The following is a 14,661-nucleotide window of genomic DNA, read 5'->3' as shown; positions in this document are numbered from 1 at the left end:
GAAGAATGTCTCGTGTTGCTAAATGTCCAATTATTATTCCTTCTAATATTAATATTCAATTAGATTTTCAAGTAATATCAATTCAAGGAAAATATGGTCATCTTTCACGTACTATTCATCAATCAGTTAAAGTTGAACATGTAAATGGTAAAATAATTTTTTCACCACGTTTAAGTTTTTCTAATGCTTGGGCACAAGCAGGAACAGCAAGAGCTCTTGTAAATTCAATGATTATAGGTGTTTCTGAAAAATTTAGTAAAAAACTTCAATTATCTGGAGTAGGATATCGTGCTTCAGTAACAAAAGGTAATATCATCAATATGTCATTGGGTTATTCACACACTATTACATATTGTTTACCTGAAGGTATTGACGTAGAAAACCCTACTCCAACAGAAATTATTATTAAAGGAATAGATAAACAACTAGTAGGACAAATTGCTGCTAATTTACGTTTTTACCGTATACCAGAACCTTATAAAGGAAAAGGTATTCGGTATTCAGATGAAGTTATACGTATGAAAGAGGCTAAGAAGAAATAAAATGATTTTTTCTAATAAAAATAAAATAATTTCTCGTATACGCCGATCTATAAAAACACGTCGTAAAATCAAAGAGCTAAATGCCATTCGACTAGTTGTGCATCGCACTTCGCGTCATATTTATGCTCAGATTATTTCTTCTGAAGAGTCGAAAGTATTAGTATTCGCTTCAACTTTAGAAAAAAAAATAAAATGTGATCTAAAATATACAGGAAATAAAGAAGCTGCAGCGAAAATAGGTAAAATTATTGCAGAACGTGCCTTGTGTAAAGGAATATATAATGTTTCTTTTGATCGATCTGGTTTTAAATATCATGGTCGTGTACAAGTTTTAGCCGAATCTGCACGTGAATTTGGACTTAAGTTTTAAGGTGAAAATTATAGAATGGCTAATATTGAAAAAAAGAATAATAGTGATTTACAAGAAAAATTAATTACAGTAAACCGCGTTTCAAAAACTGTGAAAGGCGGTCGTATATTTTCTTTTACAGCTTTAACTGTAGTAGGTAATGGAGATGGACGTGTAGGTTTTGGTTATGGAAAAGCGCGAGAAGTTCCTGCAGCCATTCAAAAAGCTATGGAAAAAGCTAGACGTAATATGATTACTATACCATTAGTAAATAAAACTTTACAACATTCATTAAAAGGTTCTCATACTGGATCTAATATTTTTATGAAACCTGCATCTGATGGAACTGGGATTATTGCAGGTGGAGCTATGAGAGCAGTTTTAGAAGTAGCAGGAGTACATAATGTATTAGCAAAAACTTATGGTTCGACTAATCCTATTAATATAGTTAGAGCCACCATGAATGGTTTAATCAAGATGAAATCTCCGAAAATGATAGCTGCTAAAAGAAATAAACGTATTGAAGAAATATTAGGATAAATTGTATTTAATGAAAAATATTAAAATTACTCAAATAAAAAGTGCAATAGGAAGATTGCCTAAGCACAAAAAAACATTAATTGGATTAGGATTGCGTTATATCGGACACACTGTTATACGTCAAGATACACCCTCCATTCAAGGCATGGTCAAAAAAATTTCTTATGTTTTAAAAGTAGAAAAGGAATAAAAGTATGTATTTAAATACTCTTTCTCCAGCAAATGGAGCACACAAAAATAGGAAAAGATTAGGTCGTGGTATTGGTTCAGGATTAGGAAAAACTGCAGGAAGAGGTCATAAAGGTCAAAAATCTAGATCAGGAAGTAGTATTCGTCGTGGTTTTGAAGGGGGTCAAATGCCTTTATATAGAAGACTTCCGAAATTTGGTTTTAATTCCCGAAAAAAAAATATTACAGCAGAAGTACGTTTATCGGATTTATCTAATTTATCTACAAATATTATTGATCTTGATATATTGAAAAAATCGAATCTTCTTAACAAGAATGTTAAATATGTCAAGATAATTCTTTCAGGAAAATTACAAAAATCTTTGATAATTAGAGGTTTGTTTGTAACTAAAGGTGCTCGTACTGCAATTGAAAATTCTGGTGGTAAAGTTGAAGGATAAACGGTAAATAATGGTAAAGAGAATAGAATCAAATTTTAAAAATACCCAAAAAAGTTTCAGTGAGCTAAAAAAAAGAATTATTTTTGTGATAATAGCTCTTATTATTTTTCGTATTGGTTCGTTTATTCCAATTCCTGGAATTGATACTACTATTTTATCTAAAATATTGAATGAGCAAAAAGGTACTATTATTGATATGTTTAATATGTTTTCTGGTGGCGCTTTAAGTAGAGCTTCTATTTTTGCTTTAGGTATCATGCCATACATATCAGCTTCTATTATTGTTCAATTATTAACGTTAGTACATCCGACTTTATCTGAAATAAAGAAAGAAGGAGAATCTGGACGCTATAAAATCAATCAGTATACTAGATATGCCACTTTAATATTAGCTATTTTTCAATCTATTGGAATTGCTACCAGTCTTCCTAATATAACGGGTATACGCACTATTATAATTAATGCTGATTTTTATTTTTATTTAATTTCAGTCATAAGTTTAGTAACTGGTACTATGTTTTTAATGTGGTTAGGAGAACTCATTACAGAATGTGGTATTGGAAATGGTATTTCAATTATTATTTTCATAGGAATAATAGCCGGTTTACCCTCAGCTATTAGCAATACTATTGAACAAACAAGACAGGGGAATTTGCATTTTCTATTATTTCTATTTATTTTAATATTAATGTTTTTAGTTATTTTTCTCGTCGTTTTTGTTGAAAGAGCTCAAAGAAAAATTATTGTTCACTATGCACAGCGTCAACAAGGTCGGCGTATTTATGTTTCTCAAAGCACTCATTTGCCTTTAAAAATTAATATGTCTGGTGTTATACCAGCAATTTTTGCTTCTAGTATCGTTCTATTTCCTGTAACTATTATATCTTGGTGTAAATTAAGCAGTGAATGGCAATGGTTAAAAATAATTTTATTTTATTTACAACCCAATCAACCTTTATATTTATTTTTATATATATCTGCAATAATATTTTTTTCTTTTTTTTATACAGGACTAGTCTTCAATCCTCGTGAAACCGCAGATAATTTAAAAAAATCAGGTGCTTTTATTTCGGGAATTAGACCGGGTGAGCAAACAGCTAAATATATTAATAAAATAATGTTAAGATTAACATTAGTTGGTTCTTTATATATTGCATTTATTTGTTTGATGCCAGAATTCATGAGAAGTGTAATGAATGTCCCTTTTTATTTTGGTGGTACTTCATTATTAATTGTTGTTGTAGTTATTATCGATTTTATTACGCAAATTCAAACATTAATGATGTCTAATCAATATGATTCTATACTAAAAAAAGCGAATCTTAATTAAAAAATTATATAAATCTATTTTGGAAAAACATCATGAAAGTACAAGCTTCTGTAAAAACACTGTGTCGAAATTGTAAAATAATACGAAGACATAATGTTGTAAGAGTTATTTGTAAAAATGATCCAAAACATAAACAGCGTCAGGGTTAATTTGTATGAATAGAAAATTTGTTAAAATCGTAATTATTATTTCTAGTCTTTGATTTATAATAAATTGATAGGATTTTATAACATGGCACGTATTGCGGGTATTAATATTCCTGAACACAAACATACTTTAATTGCATTGACTGCAATATATGGGATTGGTAAAAAACGTTCTAAATTAATTTGTTCTATTTCTAATATTCCTGAAAACTCTAAAATTATAGATTTAAATGAAGAACAGATTGAGTTATTGAGAACGCATGTTTCAAAATATGTTACTGAAGGCGACTTAAGAAGAGAAAGAACATTAAATATAAAACGCTTGGTTGATTTAAGTTGTTATCGTGGTCTGCGTCATCGTAGAAATCTTCCAGTACATGGACAAAGAACTAAAACTAATGCTAGAACTTGCAAAGGTCCTCGAAAACCAATAAAAAAATAATTTAGGTAAGTTTAATTATGGTAAAAAATTCAGCATCTGTTCGTACACGAAAACGTGTAAAAAAACAAATCTTAGATGGTATAGCACATATTCACGCATCTTTTAATAATACCATTGTAACTATTACTGATAGACAAGGAAATTCTTTAGGTTGGGCAACTTCTGGTGGTTCTGGTTTTAGAGGATCTCGGAAATCCACTCCTTTTGCTGCACAAGTTGCTGCTGAACGTTGTGCTGAAATAGTTAAAGATTATGGCATAAAAAATTTGGAAGTCATGGTTAAAGGTCCGGGTCCAGGAAGAGAATCTACTATTAGAGCCTTAAATGCTGCCGGATTTCGTATTACAAATATTACTGATGTTACACCAATTCCTCATAATGGTTGCCGTCCTCCTAAAAAACGTCGTGTATAATTTTTAGGAATTATTGGAGAATAAAATGGCAAAATACTTAGGTCCAAAATTAAAACTAAGTCGACGTGAAGGCACTGATTTATTTTTGAAATCAGGTCTTCGTTCAATAGAATCAAAGTGTAAATTAGATCAACCTCCTGGACAACATGGTATTCGAAAACCTAGATTATCTGATTATGCTATTCAGTTACGCGAAAAGCAAAAAGTACGTCGTTTATACGGTATTTTAGAACGTCAATTTAAAATATATTATAAACTTGCAGCAAGCTTAAAAGGAAATACTGGAGCAAATTTACTACAATTATTAGAATCCAGATTAGACAATGTAGTTTATCGAATGGGTTTTGGATGTACTCGTGCTGAATCAAGACAATTGATTAATCATAAATCTATTATAGTTAATGATAAAGTTGTTAATATTGCTTCATATCAAGTATCTCCTAATGATCAAATTTCAATTAGAGATAAATCTAAAAATCAATCGCGTATAAAAGCCGCTTTAGAGCTTGTCGAACAAAGAGAGAAACCTATTTGGTTAGAAGTTGATTCTATAAAAATGAAAGGTATTTTTAAAAGATATCCTGAACGTTCTGATTTATCTGCAGAAATCAATGAATACTTGATTGTTGAACTTTATTCTAAGTAGTAAAGTTGACTATTAAACGAGGATAATATGCAGAATTCTATCATGGGGTTTTTAAAACCGCGTCTAGTTGATATTGAACAAATTAGTACAACTCATACTAAAGTAACTTTAGAACCATTAGAAAGAGGTTTTGGTCACACATTAGGTAACGCATTGCGTAGAATTCTTCTTTCTTCTATGCCAGGATGTGCAGTAACTGAAGTAGAAATTGAAGGAGTACTTCATGAGTATAGTACTAAAGAGGGAATACAGGAAGACATTTTAGAAATATTGTTAAATTTAAAAGGATTGGCTGTCAAAGTACATGGAAAAGATGAAGTTTTTCTTACATTGAATAAATCTGGAATTGGTTCCGTTACTGCCACAGATATAATACATGATGGCGATGTTGAAATCATTAAACCAGAACATGTGATTTGTCATTTAACTGATGAAAACGCGTCTATTAAAATGAGAATAAAAGTACAACGCGGAAGGGGTTATATTCCCGCGTCTTCTAGAGTTCATACAGAAGAAGATTTGCGACCAATTGGTTGTTTATTAGTAGATGCTTGTTATAGTCCTATAGATAGAATTTCTTATAATGTAGAAGCAGCACGCGTAGAACAAAGAACTGACTTAGACAAATTAATAATTGAAATGGAAACTAATGGAACCATTGATCCAGAGGAAGCAATTCGAAGAGCGGCTACTATTTTATCAGAACAGTTAGAAGCCTTTGTTGATTTAAGAGATGTGAGAGAACCTGAAATTAAAGAAGAAAAACCTGAATTTGAACCTATTTTATTGCGTCCAGTAGATGATTTAGAATTAACAGTTCGTTCTGCTAATTGCCTTAAAGCAGAAGCCATACATTATATTGGTGATTTAGTACAAAGAACTGAAGTAGAACTTTTAAAAACTCCTAATTTAGGAAAAAAATCTTTAACTGAAATTAAAGATATATTAGCTTCTCGAAGCCTATCTCTTGGTATGAGATTAGAAAATTGGCCACCATCGAGTATTATAGATGAATAATTTATATTATTTTATATTGATATTTTAATAGAAGGAATAAATTTATGCGTCATCGGAAAAGTGGTCGTCAATTAAATCGTAGTAGAACGCATCTTAGTGCTATGTTGAAAAATATGGCATGTTCATTATTTATGCATGAAATTATAAAAACTACTTTATCTAAAGCAAAAGAATTACGACGTATCGTTGAGCCGATGATAACTTTATCTAAAAAAGATACTATTGCAAATAGAAGATTAGTTTTTTCTCGCATTCGTAACAATGAAACAGTCTCAAAATTATTCAAAAAATTAGGGCCTTGCTTTTTAAGCAGATTGGGCGGTTATACACGTATTTTAAAATGTGGATTTCGATCTGGAGATAAAGCTCCGATGGCTTATATTGAATTAGTTGATCGTGTAAAAAAAAATAAAAAAGAAATTGTAGAAGAATAAAATTCTATAAAATATTAAATGTATAAAATGTATTTTTATTAAAAATAAATATAATTTTTATTTTTAAAATGAGCAAACGGAAATATACCGTTTGCTTATTTTTTATATAATAGTACCAATTTGAAATATTTTTTTTTTCGAAAAAGGTATGTTTTTAACATCTATAATCTTTTTTCCAGGAAATTGAATTTTTTCAATATTCAATATTTGATAAGATGTATTTACTTGTATTCCATTATTGTTATAAACAATAATCTCTCCTACAGAAAAATTTGTTTTTTTAATGATGGGTATAACTGTTGCTTGCCATATTCTTATAGGCTCATTTTTCAATAGAAAATAACATACTGGCCATGGAATAAATGCTCGTATTAAACGTTCTAATTTTTCGGCTTTTAAATTCCAGTTTAATAAAGCGTCTTTTTTATATATTTTTTTTGATACAATTGCATTTTTTTCATTTTGTTTTTTTTCGATAATAGTATTATTAGTAATTTTTTCTAAGACTTCTAATAATGCTTGCATTCCAATTTTCATTAGTTTCAAAGATAAACTTTTAGTAGTATCTTGTGAAGATATATCGCATGATATTGAATATATTATCTTACCAGTATCAATTTTATCATCCATGTTAATAATACTGATACCTGTTTTTTTATCACCATTTAAAATTGATGATTGAATAGGAGTGGCTCCTCGCCATCTAGGTAAAAGTGAAGCGTGAATATTAATACAACCTTTGGGAAACATAGTTAAAATTTTCTTTGGTATTAATTTTCCATAAGATACTACTATCATTATATCTGCGTTGAATTTTAATAGTTTATTTTGAAATATTTCATCATGTAAATTTGTAGGTTGAAAAATAGGAATTTTATTATTTATAGATAGTCTTTTTACAGGAGAAAAAGTAATTTTTTGTCCCCTTCCAGATGAGCAATCTGGTTGACTAATTACTGCGATTACGTCATGTGAAGAAGTAAGAAGTATATTTAAATGTGCAGCAGAAAAATCTGCTGTTCCAGCAAAAATAATTTTTAATTTTTTCAAATTTTTTTAATTCCTAATAAAATGTTTTTTATTTCTTTTCTCTAGTTTTGTGAATTTTTTATCAATTCTTTCTTTTTTAAATTTTGACAGATAATCAATAAATAATTTACCTTTAAGATGATCTATTTCATGCTGTATGCAAATAGATATTATTGAATCTGTTTTTATTTTTATTTTTTTTCCATGCAAATCTAGAGCTTCAACCGTTATATAATTAAATCTTGGCACAGATGCACGATATTCTGGAATTGATAAGCATCCTTCTTCAATGCTAATATTACCTTCTTTCTTAATTATTTTGGGGTTAATTAGTATTAAATTATTTTTTTCTTTTTCCATTGCGCTGATAACTATTATTTGTAATTGAATGTTTACTTGAGTTGCCGCTAAACCAATTCCATTTTCTTGATGCATTGTATCTATCATATTGTTTACAATATTTTTGATTTTTTCGTTAATTTGACACACGGGTTTAGCAACAAGTCTTAAACGTTTATCAGGATAATAAAGTATTTTTAACAAAGACATATATTTTAGATGTAAAATAGTTAAACTTTATCTATTAGTATAGACTCTTTTATTATAATTAAAAGTTTCCTAAAATTATTTTAAATAAAAAAAGATTATATTTTTATAAGATGTTTTTATAAAAGTTTATTGACGTAATATTATAATATTTTTCACATTATATATTAATGATACTCATGATAAAGTTATATATAGAATATATTACTAAATATTTAAATTTTTTAATATGTGATTGAGGATGTAATGTTTGATATATTAATATATTTATTTGAAACTTATGTGCATAGTGAATCAAATAGGTCTATCGATTATGATAGTTTAACAAATGATTTATTTGATATAGGTTTTCAGCAAAAAGATATTTACAATGCTTTACGTTGGTTAAAAAATCTTTCTTCTTATAAAAAAAATATTATTTCATCGATTAATTTATCATCAAATCAAATTTCTACGCGCATTTATACTAAAGAAGAATCTTTTAAATTAAATGTTGATTGTCGTGGTTTCATACTTGTTTTAGAACAATTAGAAATATTAACATTAGATACAAGAGAAATGATTATTGAAAGAATTATGGAATTAGAGATAAATGAATTAAATCTAGAAGATCTAAAATGGATTATATTAATCGTTTTATTTAATGTACCTGGATGTAAATCAATGTATAAAAAGCTTGAAAATTTATTATTTAATTTTAAAGAAGAAGTCATTCATTAGATATTTTTTTAAATGAATTACAAAAATTTTTTATTATGAGTAAATATCAATGGATAAACATTGTTTTTTAAGGTCATTATTTTATTGTATAAAGATGTTACATGATGAAAATGTGATTGCATATCCGACGGAATCTATGTTTGGACTAGGGTGTGATCCTACTAGCGAAGAAGCTGTAAAAAAATTGCTTTTTTTAAAAAAAAGAACTATAGAGAAAGGATTTATATTAGTTGCTTCAGATTTTGATCAAGTAAGAATGTATATTAATGAAAATGATTTATCAAAAAAACAAAAAAATAAAATTTTTTGTTATTGGCCGGGACCATTCACTTTTTTACTGCCAGCAAAATATAATGTTCCTTATTGGTTGACTGGTAAATTTAATACTATTGCTGTACGTATAAGTGCTCATATTGGAATAATACAATTATGTAATGCTTTCGGAAAAGCCGTAATATCTACAAGTGCTAATATTTCAAATATGAATCCATGTATTACTTCTGAAGAAGTTTTTAAATGTTTTGGTAAAGATTTTCCATTATTAAGTGGAAAAATAGGAAATGAAAGACATCCTTCTAGGATTATTAATATTATTAACGGAAATATAATTCGCCATGTTTAAAGATCAAAAATTTAATTATGCTGTATTTGGAAATCCCATTAAGCATAGTAAATCTCCTATGATTCACAGTTTTTTTTCAAAACAAACAGGTATTTTACATACTTATAATTCTATACATGTTCCATTGAAAGATTTTCGTTCTGTTTTGTGTAGTTTTTTTGAAAAATACGGTCAAGGTGCAAATGTTACTGCACCATTTAAACGCGAAGCATATTCTTTTTCTACTCAATTGACTGAAAGAGCTAAAATTGCTCAATCCGTTAATACATTAAAAAAAGTAGATAATCAGTATTTGTTAGGAGATAATACAGATGGAATTGGACTATTATCTGATTTAATTAGATTAAACTTTATAAAAAAAAATTATTCGATATTAATACTAGGTGCCGGTGGTGCAGTTCAAGGAGTTCTTTTTTCTCTTTTATCATTTGGATGTTCAGTTTTTATTTTAAATAGAACTATAGAAAATTCAAAAAAAATAGTTTTACAATTTCGTAAATATGGAAATATAAACATATTTAATCAAGAATTATTAAATATAAAATATTTTGATTTAATTATCAACGCAAGATCGATATATACTGAAGAATCAGGAAACGTTCTTCCTTTATCTTTAATTTCTTCAAAAACTTGTTTTTATGACATGAATTATCAAATAGATAATACTTTTTTTATCGATTGGTGTATAAAAATAGGTGCGACTTATTATACTAATGGAATAGGAATGTTGGTTTTTCAAGCGGCTCATTCTTATTTTTTATGGCATAATATATTACCAGAAACAAATTATATAATTGAAATTTTAAACAAAAAAAATAACATGGAGTTTAAAGATAAATTAATATAATTTTTCATATTTTATCAAAATTATTGTATTATTGAACTAATAATAAAGAAAATACTTGACTCTTTTTTTTTGATCTGTTATTTATTATAATATTAAATTAAAATTAGTATTTTAAAAGTCCCCTTCGTCTAGAGGTCTAGGACATCGCCCTTTCACGGCGGCAACAGGGGTTCAAATCCCCTAGGGGACGATAAAAAATTATTATTTAAAAAAATAAATATATACTAATTTAAATTATTGTGTTATGCTCAAGACAACTTTAAAACAAAGTTTAAAAAAGCTCTTTAAAAATTCGGAAAACAAGCATAAATAACTTATTTTTTTAAAACACCTGTGGGTTGTAAGGTTAAGCAAATAAGCGTACATGGTGAATGCCTTGGCAGTCAGAGGCGAAGAAGGACGTGCTAATCTGCGAAAAGCGTCGGTAAGCTGATATGAAGCGCAATAACCGTCGATTTCCGAATGGGGAAACCCGATGTATTTAATACATCATTATTAACTGAATCAAATAAGTTAATAAAGCAAACCAAGAGAACTGAAACATCTAAGTACCTTGAGGAAAAGAAATCAACCGAGATTCCCTTAGTAGTGGCGAGCGAAAAGGGAACAGCCCAGAACTATAATCAATATAAGTTACAGTAGAATGATTTGGAAAATTCAGCGATACAAGGTGATAGCCCAGTATACGAAATAATTTATATTGTGAGTTCGAAAAGTAGAGCGGGACACGAGAAATCCTGTTTGAATACGGGGGGACCATCCTCCAAGGCTAAATACTCCTGACTGACCGATAGTGAACTAGTACCGTAAGGGAAAGGCGAAAAGAACCCCGGCGAGGGGAGTGAAATAGAACCTGAAACCATGTACGTACAAGCAGTGGGAGCATATTTTTTTTAAATAATTTGTGACTGCGTACCTTTTGTATAATGGGTCAGCGACTTGTACTCTGTAGCAAGGTTAACCATATAGGGGAGCCGAAGGGAAACCGAGTCCTAAATAGGCGTTAAGTTTCAGGGTACAGACCCGAAACCCGGTGATCTAGCCACGGGCAGGTTGAAGGTTGGGTAAAACCAACTGGAGGACCGAACCGACTGATGTTGAAAAATCAGCGGATGACCTATGGCTAGGGGTGAAAGGCCAATCAAACCGGGAGATAGCTGGTTCTCCCCGAAAGCTATTTAGGTAGCGCCTCGTGAATTCATCTACGGGGGTAGAGCACTGTTTCGGCTAGGGGGCCATCCCGGCTTACCAACCCGATGCAAACTCCGAATACCGTAGAATGCTATCACGGGAGACACACAGCGGGTGCTAACGTTCGTTGTGGAAAGGGAAACAACCCAGACCGCCAGCTAAGGTCCCAAAGTCATAGTTAAGTGGGAAACGATGTGGGAAGGCATAAACAGCCAGGATGTTGGCTTAGAAGCAGCCATCATTTAAAGAAAGCGTAATAGCTCACTGGTCAAGTCGGCCTGCGCGGAAGATATAACGGGGCTCAAACTATGCACCGAAGCTGCGGCAGCAAAAATATTTTTTTTGCTGGGTAGGGGAGCGTTCTGTAAGCCAAAGAAGATATATTGTAAAGTATATTGGAGGTATCAGAAGTGCGAATGCTGACATGAGTAACGATAAAGCAGGTGAAAAACCTGCTCGCCGAAAAACTAAGGTTTCCTGTCCAACGTTAATCGGGGCAGGGTAAGCCGACCCCTAAGGCGAGGCTGAAAAGCGTAGTCGATGGACAACAGGTTAATATTCCTGTGCTTAATATTACTGCGAAGTGGGGACGAAGAAGGTTAGGTTATCCAGGTGACGGTTATCCTGGTTTAAATGTGTAGGTATGATAATTAGGCAAATCCGGTTATCTTTAATCTGAGGCATGATGACAAGTCACTAAGGTGATGAAGTAACTAATACCACGCTTCCAAGAAAAGCCTCTAAGCATCAGGTAATATTAAATCGTACCCTAAACCGACACAGGTGGTTAGGTAGAGAATACTAAGGCGCTTGAGAGAACCCAGGTGAAGGAACTAGGCAAAATAGTGCCGTAACTTCGGGAGAAGGCACGCTAGCATTAAGTAAGAAGATTTACTCTTATATAGCTGAAGCTAGTCGAAGATACCAGCTGGCTGCAACTGTTTATTAAAAACACAGCACTGTGCAAACACGAAAGTGGAAGTATACGGTGTGACGCCTGCCCGGTGCCGGAAGGTTAATCGAAGGGGTCAAAGGAAACTTAAAGCTCTGGACTGAAGCCCCGGTAAACGGCGGCCGTAACTATAACGGTCCTAAGGTAGCGAAATTCCTTGTCGGGTAAGTTCCGACCTGCACGAATGGCGTAATGATGGCCAGGCTGTCTCCACCTGGGACTCAGTGAAATTGAATTTGCTGTGAAGATGCAGTATATCCGCGGCAAGACGGAAAGACCCCGTGAACCTTTACTATAGCTTGACACTGAATTCTAAATTTTAATGTGTAGGATAGGTGGGAGGCTGTGAAATTAAAACGCCAGTTTTAATTGAGCCACACTTGAAATACCACCCTTTAAAATTCGGTGTTCTAACCTAGTGCCGTAATCCGGTACAGAGACAGTGTCTGGTGGGTAGTTTGACTGGGGCGGTCTCCTCCCAAAGAGTAACGGAGGAGTACGAAGATTGGCTAATCACGGTCGGACATCGTGAGGTTAGTGCAAAGGCATAAGCCAGTTTGACTGTGAGCGTGATAACGCGAGCAGGTGCGAAAGCAGGTCTTAGTGATCCGGTGGTTCTGTATGGAAGGGCCATCGCTCAACGGATAAAAGGTACTCCGGGGATAACAGGCTGATACCGCCCAAGAGTTCATATCGACGGCGGTGTTTGGCACCTCGATGTCGGCTCATCACATCCTGGGGCTGAAGCAGGTCCCAAGGGTATGGCTGTTCGCCATTTAAAGTGGTACGCGAGCTGGGTTTAGAACGTCGTGAGACAGTTCGGTCCCTATCTGCCGTGGGCGTTGGAAGATTGAGGGGGGCTGCTTCTAGTACGAGAGGACCGAAGTGGACGCATCACTGGTGTTCGGGTTGTCATGCCAATGGCATTGCCCGGTAGCTAAATGCGGAAAAGATAAGCGCTGAACGCATATAAGCACGAAACTTGCCCCAAGATGAATCTTCCCTGAAACAGAAATGTTTACTGAAGGGACGTTGAAGACTACGACGTTGATAGGCTAGATGTGTAAGCATAGTAATATGTTGAGCTAACTAGTACTAATGACCCAAGAGGCTTAACCTTACAACACCAGAGGTGTTTTTAAAATAAATTTAATAAAAAAAGCTTGTTTTACTGAATTGATTACAAAGTTAATATATTTTAATAACACATTTTTATTAAAATGCCTGGCAAAAATAGTGTAGTGGTACCACCTGAATCCATTCCGAACTCAGAAGTGAAACGCTTCAACGCCGATGGTAGTACGGGGCCTCCCCGTGCAAGAGTAGGTATAAGCCAGGCAAAAAAAACCCGAAATTTTTTTCGGGTTTTTTTATATTTAAAATAAATTATTTTAAATAATGTATTACTATTTTAATTTATCAATAGTATAGTATTTAAATATAAAAATATTTTTATTAAAATGTATATAAGTATTTTTTAAAAAAAAATTACTTTCTAGCTAACAATAGATTTACATGTTAATCTATTTAGAATTTAAATTTTTTATGAGAAAAATACTCCATAATTATTTATTAATATTTTTTTTAATTTAGTATATTTTTTCATGTGAAGGTAATATAGATGTCCAAGATTAAAGGTAATGTTAAGTGGTTTAATGAATCTAAAGGTTTTGGTTTTATTACTCCAGAAGATGGAAGTAAAGATGTGTTTGTTCACTTTTCGGCTATACAAAGTAATGGCTTTAAAACTTTAGCAGAAGGTCAAAGTGTTGAGTTTGAAATCACTGAAGGAGCAAAAGGCCCATCTGCTGCTAATGTTGTTAGTTTATAATTTTATTTATCTTTTTTTATTTTTGTAATATAAGAATAAATATGTTTTTTTATAGTACGGCTCTTAAATAGGGCTGTACTATATTAAAATAAATAATTTATATATATTATTTTTTTATAAAACCATTCTAACTATGTTTATTTTACTAATTTCATGATATAAAATTTCAATTTGTTCAAAATTTTTAGCACATATTGTAATTGAGACGGAAAGATAGTTTCCTCTATTACTTGATTTGACTTGAGGTGTATAATCTCCAGGAATCTGAATTTGAATGACTTTTATTATCTGGTCAATAAGTTCAGGCTGTGCCAAGCCAATGATCTTATAAGTAAAAAAACAAGGGAATTTTAACATTTCTCTTAATTTTGTTTTCATTATTAATTCCAAATTTGTTTTTTACAATAAAATATTCTATTAATTTTTTAAAAATAT

Annotated in this window: 19 protein-coding genes, 1 tRNA gene and 2 rRNA genes; 19 read left to right on the top strand and 3 right to left on the bottom strand. The window is 31.4% G+C overall.

What is annotated here, in order from left to right; all coding sequences use genetic code 11:
• The first annotated feature begins 5 nt into the window (after window positions 1-5).
• The 12 genes from rplF to rplQ all read left to right on the top strand — a co-directional run bounded on the left by rplF (window position 6) and on the right by rplQ (window position 6,488).
• On the top strand, window positions 6-542 hold the full coding sequence (rplF, locus tag D9V68_RS02610; RefSeq protein WP_158358055.1) for a 50S ribosomal protein L6: 537 nt from the start codon (window positions 6-8) through the stop codon (window positions 540-542).
• A 1-nt stretch (window position 543) separates the two neighbouring features.
• Window positions 544-912, top strand: coding sequence for a 50S ribosomal protein L18 (gene rplR, locus D9V68_RS02605; RefSeq protein WP_158358053.1), 369 nt, complete (start codon window positions 544-546; stop codon window positions 910-912).
• Between the two features lie 15 nt (window positions 913-927).
• Complete coding sequence (gene rpsE / locus D9V68_RS02600; RefSeq protein WP_158358051.1) at window positions 928-1,431, top strand: 30S ribosomal protein S5; 504 nt, start codon at window positions 928-930, stop codon at window positions 1,429-1,431.
• A gap of 10 nt (window positions 1,432-1,441) precedes the next feature.
• A complete protein-coding gene (rpmD, locus tag D9V68_RS02595; protein ID WP_158358049.1) occupies window positions 1,442-1,621 on the top strand; it encodes a 50S ribosomal protein L30 in 180 nt (59 codons plus the stop codon).
• A gap of 4 nt (window positions 1,622-1,625) precedes the next feature.
• Entirely contained in the window at window positions 1,626-2,060 is a 435-nt protein-coding gene (gene rplO, locus D9V68_RS02590; protein ID WP_158358047.1) for a 50S ribosomal protein L15, read from the top strand.
• Between the two features lie 10 nt (window positions 2,061-2,070).
• On the top strand, window positions 2,071-3,390 hold the full coding sequence (gene secY / locus D9V68_RS02585) for a preprotein translocase subunit SecY (protein ID WP_158358045.1): 1,320 nt from the start codon (window positions 2,071-2,073) through the stop codon (window positions 3,388-3,390).
• Window positions 3,391-3,422: 32 nt separating this feature from the next.
• Window positions 3,423-3,539 carry a 50S ribosomal protein L36 gene (gene rpmJ / locus D9V68_RS02580; protein ID WP_158358043.1) on the top strand — a complete coding sequence of 39 codons (117 nt, stop codon included), beginning with the start codon at window positions 3,423-3,425 and terminating at the stop codon, window positions 3,537-3,539.
• 82 nt (window positions 3,540-3,621) lie between these two features.
• On the top strand, window positions 3,622-3,978 hold the full coding sequence (gene rpsM, locus D9V68_RS02575) for a 30S ribosomal protein S13 (RefSeq protein WP_158358041.1): 357 nt from the start codon (window positions 3,622-3,624) through the stop codon (window positions 3,976-3,978).
• Between the two features lie 17 nt (window positions 3,979-3,995).
• Window positions 3,996-4,391, top strand: a complete 396-nt coding sequence (rpsK, locus tag D9V68_RS02570) for a 30S ribosomal protein S11 (RefSeq protein ID WP_158358039.1) — start codon at window positions 3,996-3,998, stop codon at window positions 4,389-4,391.
• Between the two features lie 25 nt (window positions 4,392-4,416).
• Window positions 4,417-5,037, top strand: coding sequence for a 30S ribosomal protein S4 (rpsD, locus tag D9V68_RS02565; RefSeq protein ID WP_158358037.1), 621 nt, complete (start codon window positions 4,417-4,419; stop codon window positions 5,035-5,037).
• Window positions 5,038-5,064: 27 nt separating this feature from the next.
• On the top strand, window positions 5,065-6,054 hold the full coding sequence (locus D9V68_RS02560) for a DNA-directed RNA polymerase subunit alpha (protein ID WP_158358034.1): 990 nt from the start codon (window positions 5,065-5,067) through the stop codon (window positions 6,052-6,054).
• 44 nt (window positions 6,055-6,098) lie between these two features.
• On the top strand, window positions 6,099-6,488 hold the full coding sequence (rplQ, locus tag D9V68_RS02555; protein ID WP_158358032.1) for a 50S ribosomal protein L17: 390 nt from the start codon (window positions 6,099-6,101) through the stop codon (window positions 6,486-6,488).
• Window positions 6,489-6,590: 102 nt separating this feature from the next.
• Here rplQ and fmt read toward each other — a convergent pair whose 3' ends face one another.
• Window positions 6,591-7,538 (bottom strand): methionyl-tRNA formyltransferase, encoded by a 948-nt coding sequence (gene fmt / locus D9V68_RS02550; RefSeq protein WP_158358030.1) that lies wholly within the window; start codon window positions 7,536-7,538, stop codon window positions 6,591-6,593.
• A gap of 6 nt (window positions 7,539-7,544) precedes the next feature.
• Window positions 7,545-8,066, bottom strand: a complete 522-nt coding sequence (def, locus tag D9V68_RS02545) for a peptide deformylase (protein WP_158358028.1) — start codon at window positions 8,064-8,066, stop codon at window positions 7,545-7,547.
• A 243-nt stretch (window positions 8,067-8,309) separates the two neighbouring features.
• Here def and D9V68_RS02540 point away from each other — a divergent pair, with 243 nt between their 5' ends.
• The 7 genes from D9V68_RS02540 to cspE all read left to right on the top strand — a co-directional run bounded on the left by D9V68_RS02540 (window position 8,310) and on the right by cspE (window position 14,226).
• Window positions 8,310-8,783: a DUF494 family protein gene (locus D9V68_RS02540; protein ID WP_158358026.1), complete on the top strand. Its 474-nt coding sequence runs from the start codon at window positions 8,310-8,312 to the stop codon at window positions 8,781-8,783.
• A gap of 94 nt (window positions 8,784-8,877) precedes the next feature.
• Window positions 8,878-9,405 carry a Sua5/YciO/YrdC/YwlC family protein gene (locus D9V68_RS02535; RefSeq protein WP_158358272.1) on the top strand — a complete coding sequence of 176 codons (528 nt, stop codon included), beginning with the start codon at window positions 8,878-8,880 and terminating at the stop codon, window positions 9,403-9,405.
• The gene (gene aroE / locus D9V68_RS02530) at window positions 9,398-10,252 is read left to right on the top strand and encodes a shikimate dehydrogenase (RefSeq protein ID WP_158358024.1); all 855 of its coding nucleotides are present in this window, start codon (window positions 9,398-9,400) and stop codon (window positions 10,250-10,252) included. The genes D9V68_RS02535 and aroE overlap by 8 nt, the downstream gene beginning before the upstream one ends.
• 117 nt (window positions 10,253-10,369) lie before the next feature.
• Window positions 10,370-10,442 (top strand) — tRNA-Glu (locus D9V68_RS02525).
• Between the two features lie 154 nt (window positions 10,443-10,596).
• Window positions 10,597-13,515, top strand: a 23S ribosomal RNA gene (locus D9V68_RS02520).
• Window positions 13,516-13,618: 103 nt separating this feature from the next.
• Window positions 13,619-13,734: ribosomal RNA gene (gene rrf, locus D9V68_RS02515) — 5S ribosomal RNA — on the top strand.
• 282 nt (window positions 13,735-14,016) lie between these two features.
• Window positions 14,017-14,226: a transcription antiterminator/RNA stability regulator CspE gene (gene cspE / locus D9V68_RS02510; RefSeq protein WP_025369112.1), complete on the top strand. Its 210-nt coding sequence runs from the start codon at window positions 14,017-14,019 to the stop codon at window positions 14,224-14,226.
• A 114-nt stretch (window positions 14,227-14,340) separates the two neighbouring features.
• On the opposite strand, the gene ybeD is transcribed toward cspE, so the two are convergent.
• Window positions 14,341-14,604, bottom strand: a complete 264-nt coding sequence (gene ybeD / locus D9V68_RS02505; RefSeq protein ID WP_158338733.1) for a DUF493 family protein YbeD — start codon at window positions 14,602-14,604, stop codon at window positions 14,341-14,343.
• Window positions 14,605-14,661 lie beyond the last annotated feature (57 nt).

The organism is Buchnera aphidicola (Hyperomyzus lactucae), assembly GCF_005081705.1.
In the GTDB taxonomy this organism is placed as follows: Bacteria; Pseudomonadota; Gammaproteobacteria; order Enterobacterales; family Enterobacteriaceae; genus Buchnera; species Buchnera aphidicola_Y.
This window is presented reverse-complemented; position numbering and strand designations above follow the sequence as displayed.

Excerpts from the sequence above, each read along its gene's own strand:
- rplF (WP_158358055.1), top strand. The coding sequence starts at position 6 with ATGTCTCGTGTTGCTAAATGTCCAATTATTATTCCTTCTAATATTAAT.
- rplR (WP_158358053.1), top strand. The coding sequence starts at position 544 with ATGATTTTTTCTAATAAAAATAAAATAATTTCTCGTATACGCCGATCT.
- rpsE (WP_158358051.1), top strand. The coding sequence starts at position 928 with ATGGCTAATATTGAAAAAAAGAATAATAGTGATTTACAAGAAAAATTA.
- rpmD (WP_158358049.1), top strand. The coding sequence starts at position 1,442 with ATGAAAAATATTAAAATTACTCAAATAAAAAGTGCAATAGGAAGATTG.
- rplO (WP_158358047.1), top strand. The coding sequence starts at position 1,626 with ATGTATTTAAATACTCTTTCTCCAGCAAATGGAGCACACAAAAATAGG.
- secY (WP_158358045.1), top strand. The coding sequence starts at position 2,071 with ATGGTAAAGAGAATAGAATCAAATTTTAAAAATACCCAAAAAAGTTTC.
- rpmJ (WP_158358043.1), top strand. The coding sequence starts at position 3,423 with ATGAAAGTACAAGCTTCTGTAAAAACACTGTGTCGAAATTGTAAAATA.
- rpsM (WP_158358041.1), top strand. The coding sequence starts at position 3,622 with ATGGCACGTATTGCGGGTATTAATATTCCTGAACACAAACATACTTTA.
- rpsK (WP_158358039.1), top strand. The coding sequence starts at position 3,996 with ATGGTAAAAAATTCAGCATCTGTTCGTACACGAAAACGTGTAAAAAAA.
- rpsD (WP_158358037.1), top strand. The coding sequence starts at position 4,417 with ATGGCAAAATACTTAGGTCCAAAATTAAAACTAAGTCGACGTGAAGGC.
- D9V68_RS02560 (WP_158358034.1), top strand. The coding sequence starts at position 5,065 with ATGCAGAATTCTATCATGGGGTTTTTAAAACCGCGTCTAGTTGATATT.
- rplQ (WP_158358032.1), top strand. The coding sequence starts at position 6,099 with ATGCGTCATCGGAAAAGTGGTCGTCAATTAAATCGTAGTAGAACGCAT.
- def (WP_158358028.1), bottom strand. The coding sequence starts at position 8,066 with ATGTCTTTGTTAAAAATACTTTATTATCCTGATAAACGTTTAAGACTT.
- D9V68_RS02540 (WP_158358026.1), top strand. The coding sequence starts at position 8,310 with ATGTTTGATATATTAATATATTTATTTGAAACTTATGTGCATAGTGAA.
- D9V68_RS02535 (WP_158358272.1), top strand. The coding sequence starts at position 8,878 with ATGTTACATGATGAAAATGTGATTGCATATCCGACGGAATCTATGTTT.
- aroE (WP_158358024.1), top strand. The coding sequence starts at position 9,398 with ATGTTTAAAGATCAAAAATTTAATTATGCTGTATTTGGAAATCCCATT.
- cspE (WP_025369112.1), top strand. The coding sequence starts at position 14,017 with ATGTCCAAGATTAAAGGTAATGTTAAGTGGTTTAATGAATCTAAAGGT.
- ybeD (WP_158338733.1), bottom strand. The coding sequence starts at position 14,604 with ATGAAAACAAAATTAAGAGAAATGTTAAAATTCCCTTGTTTTTTTACT.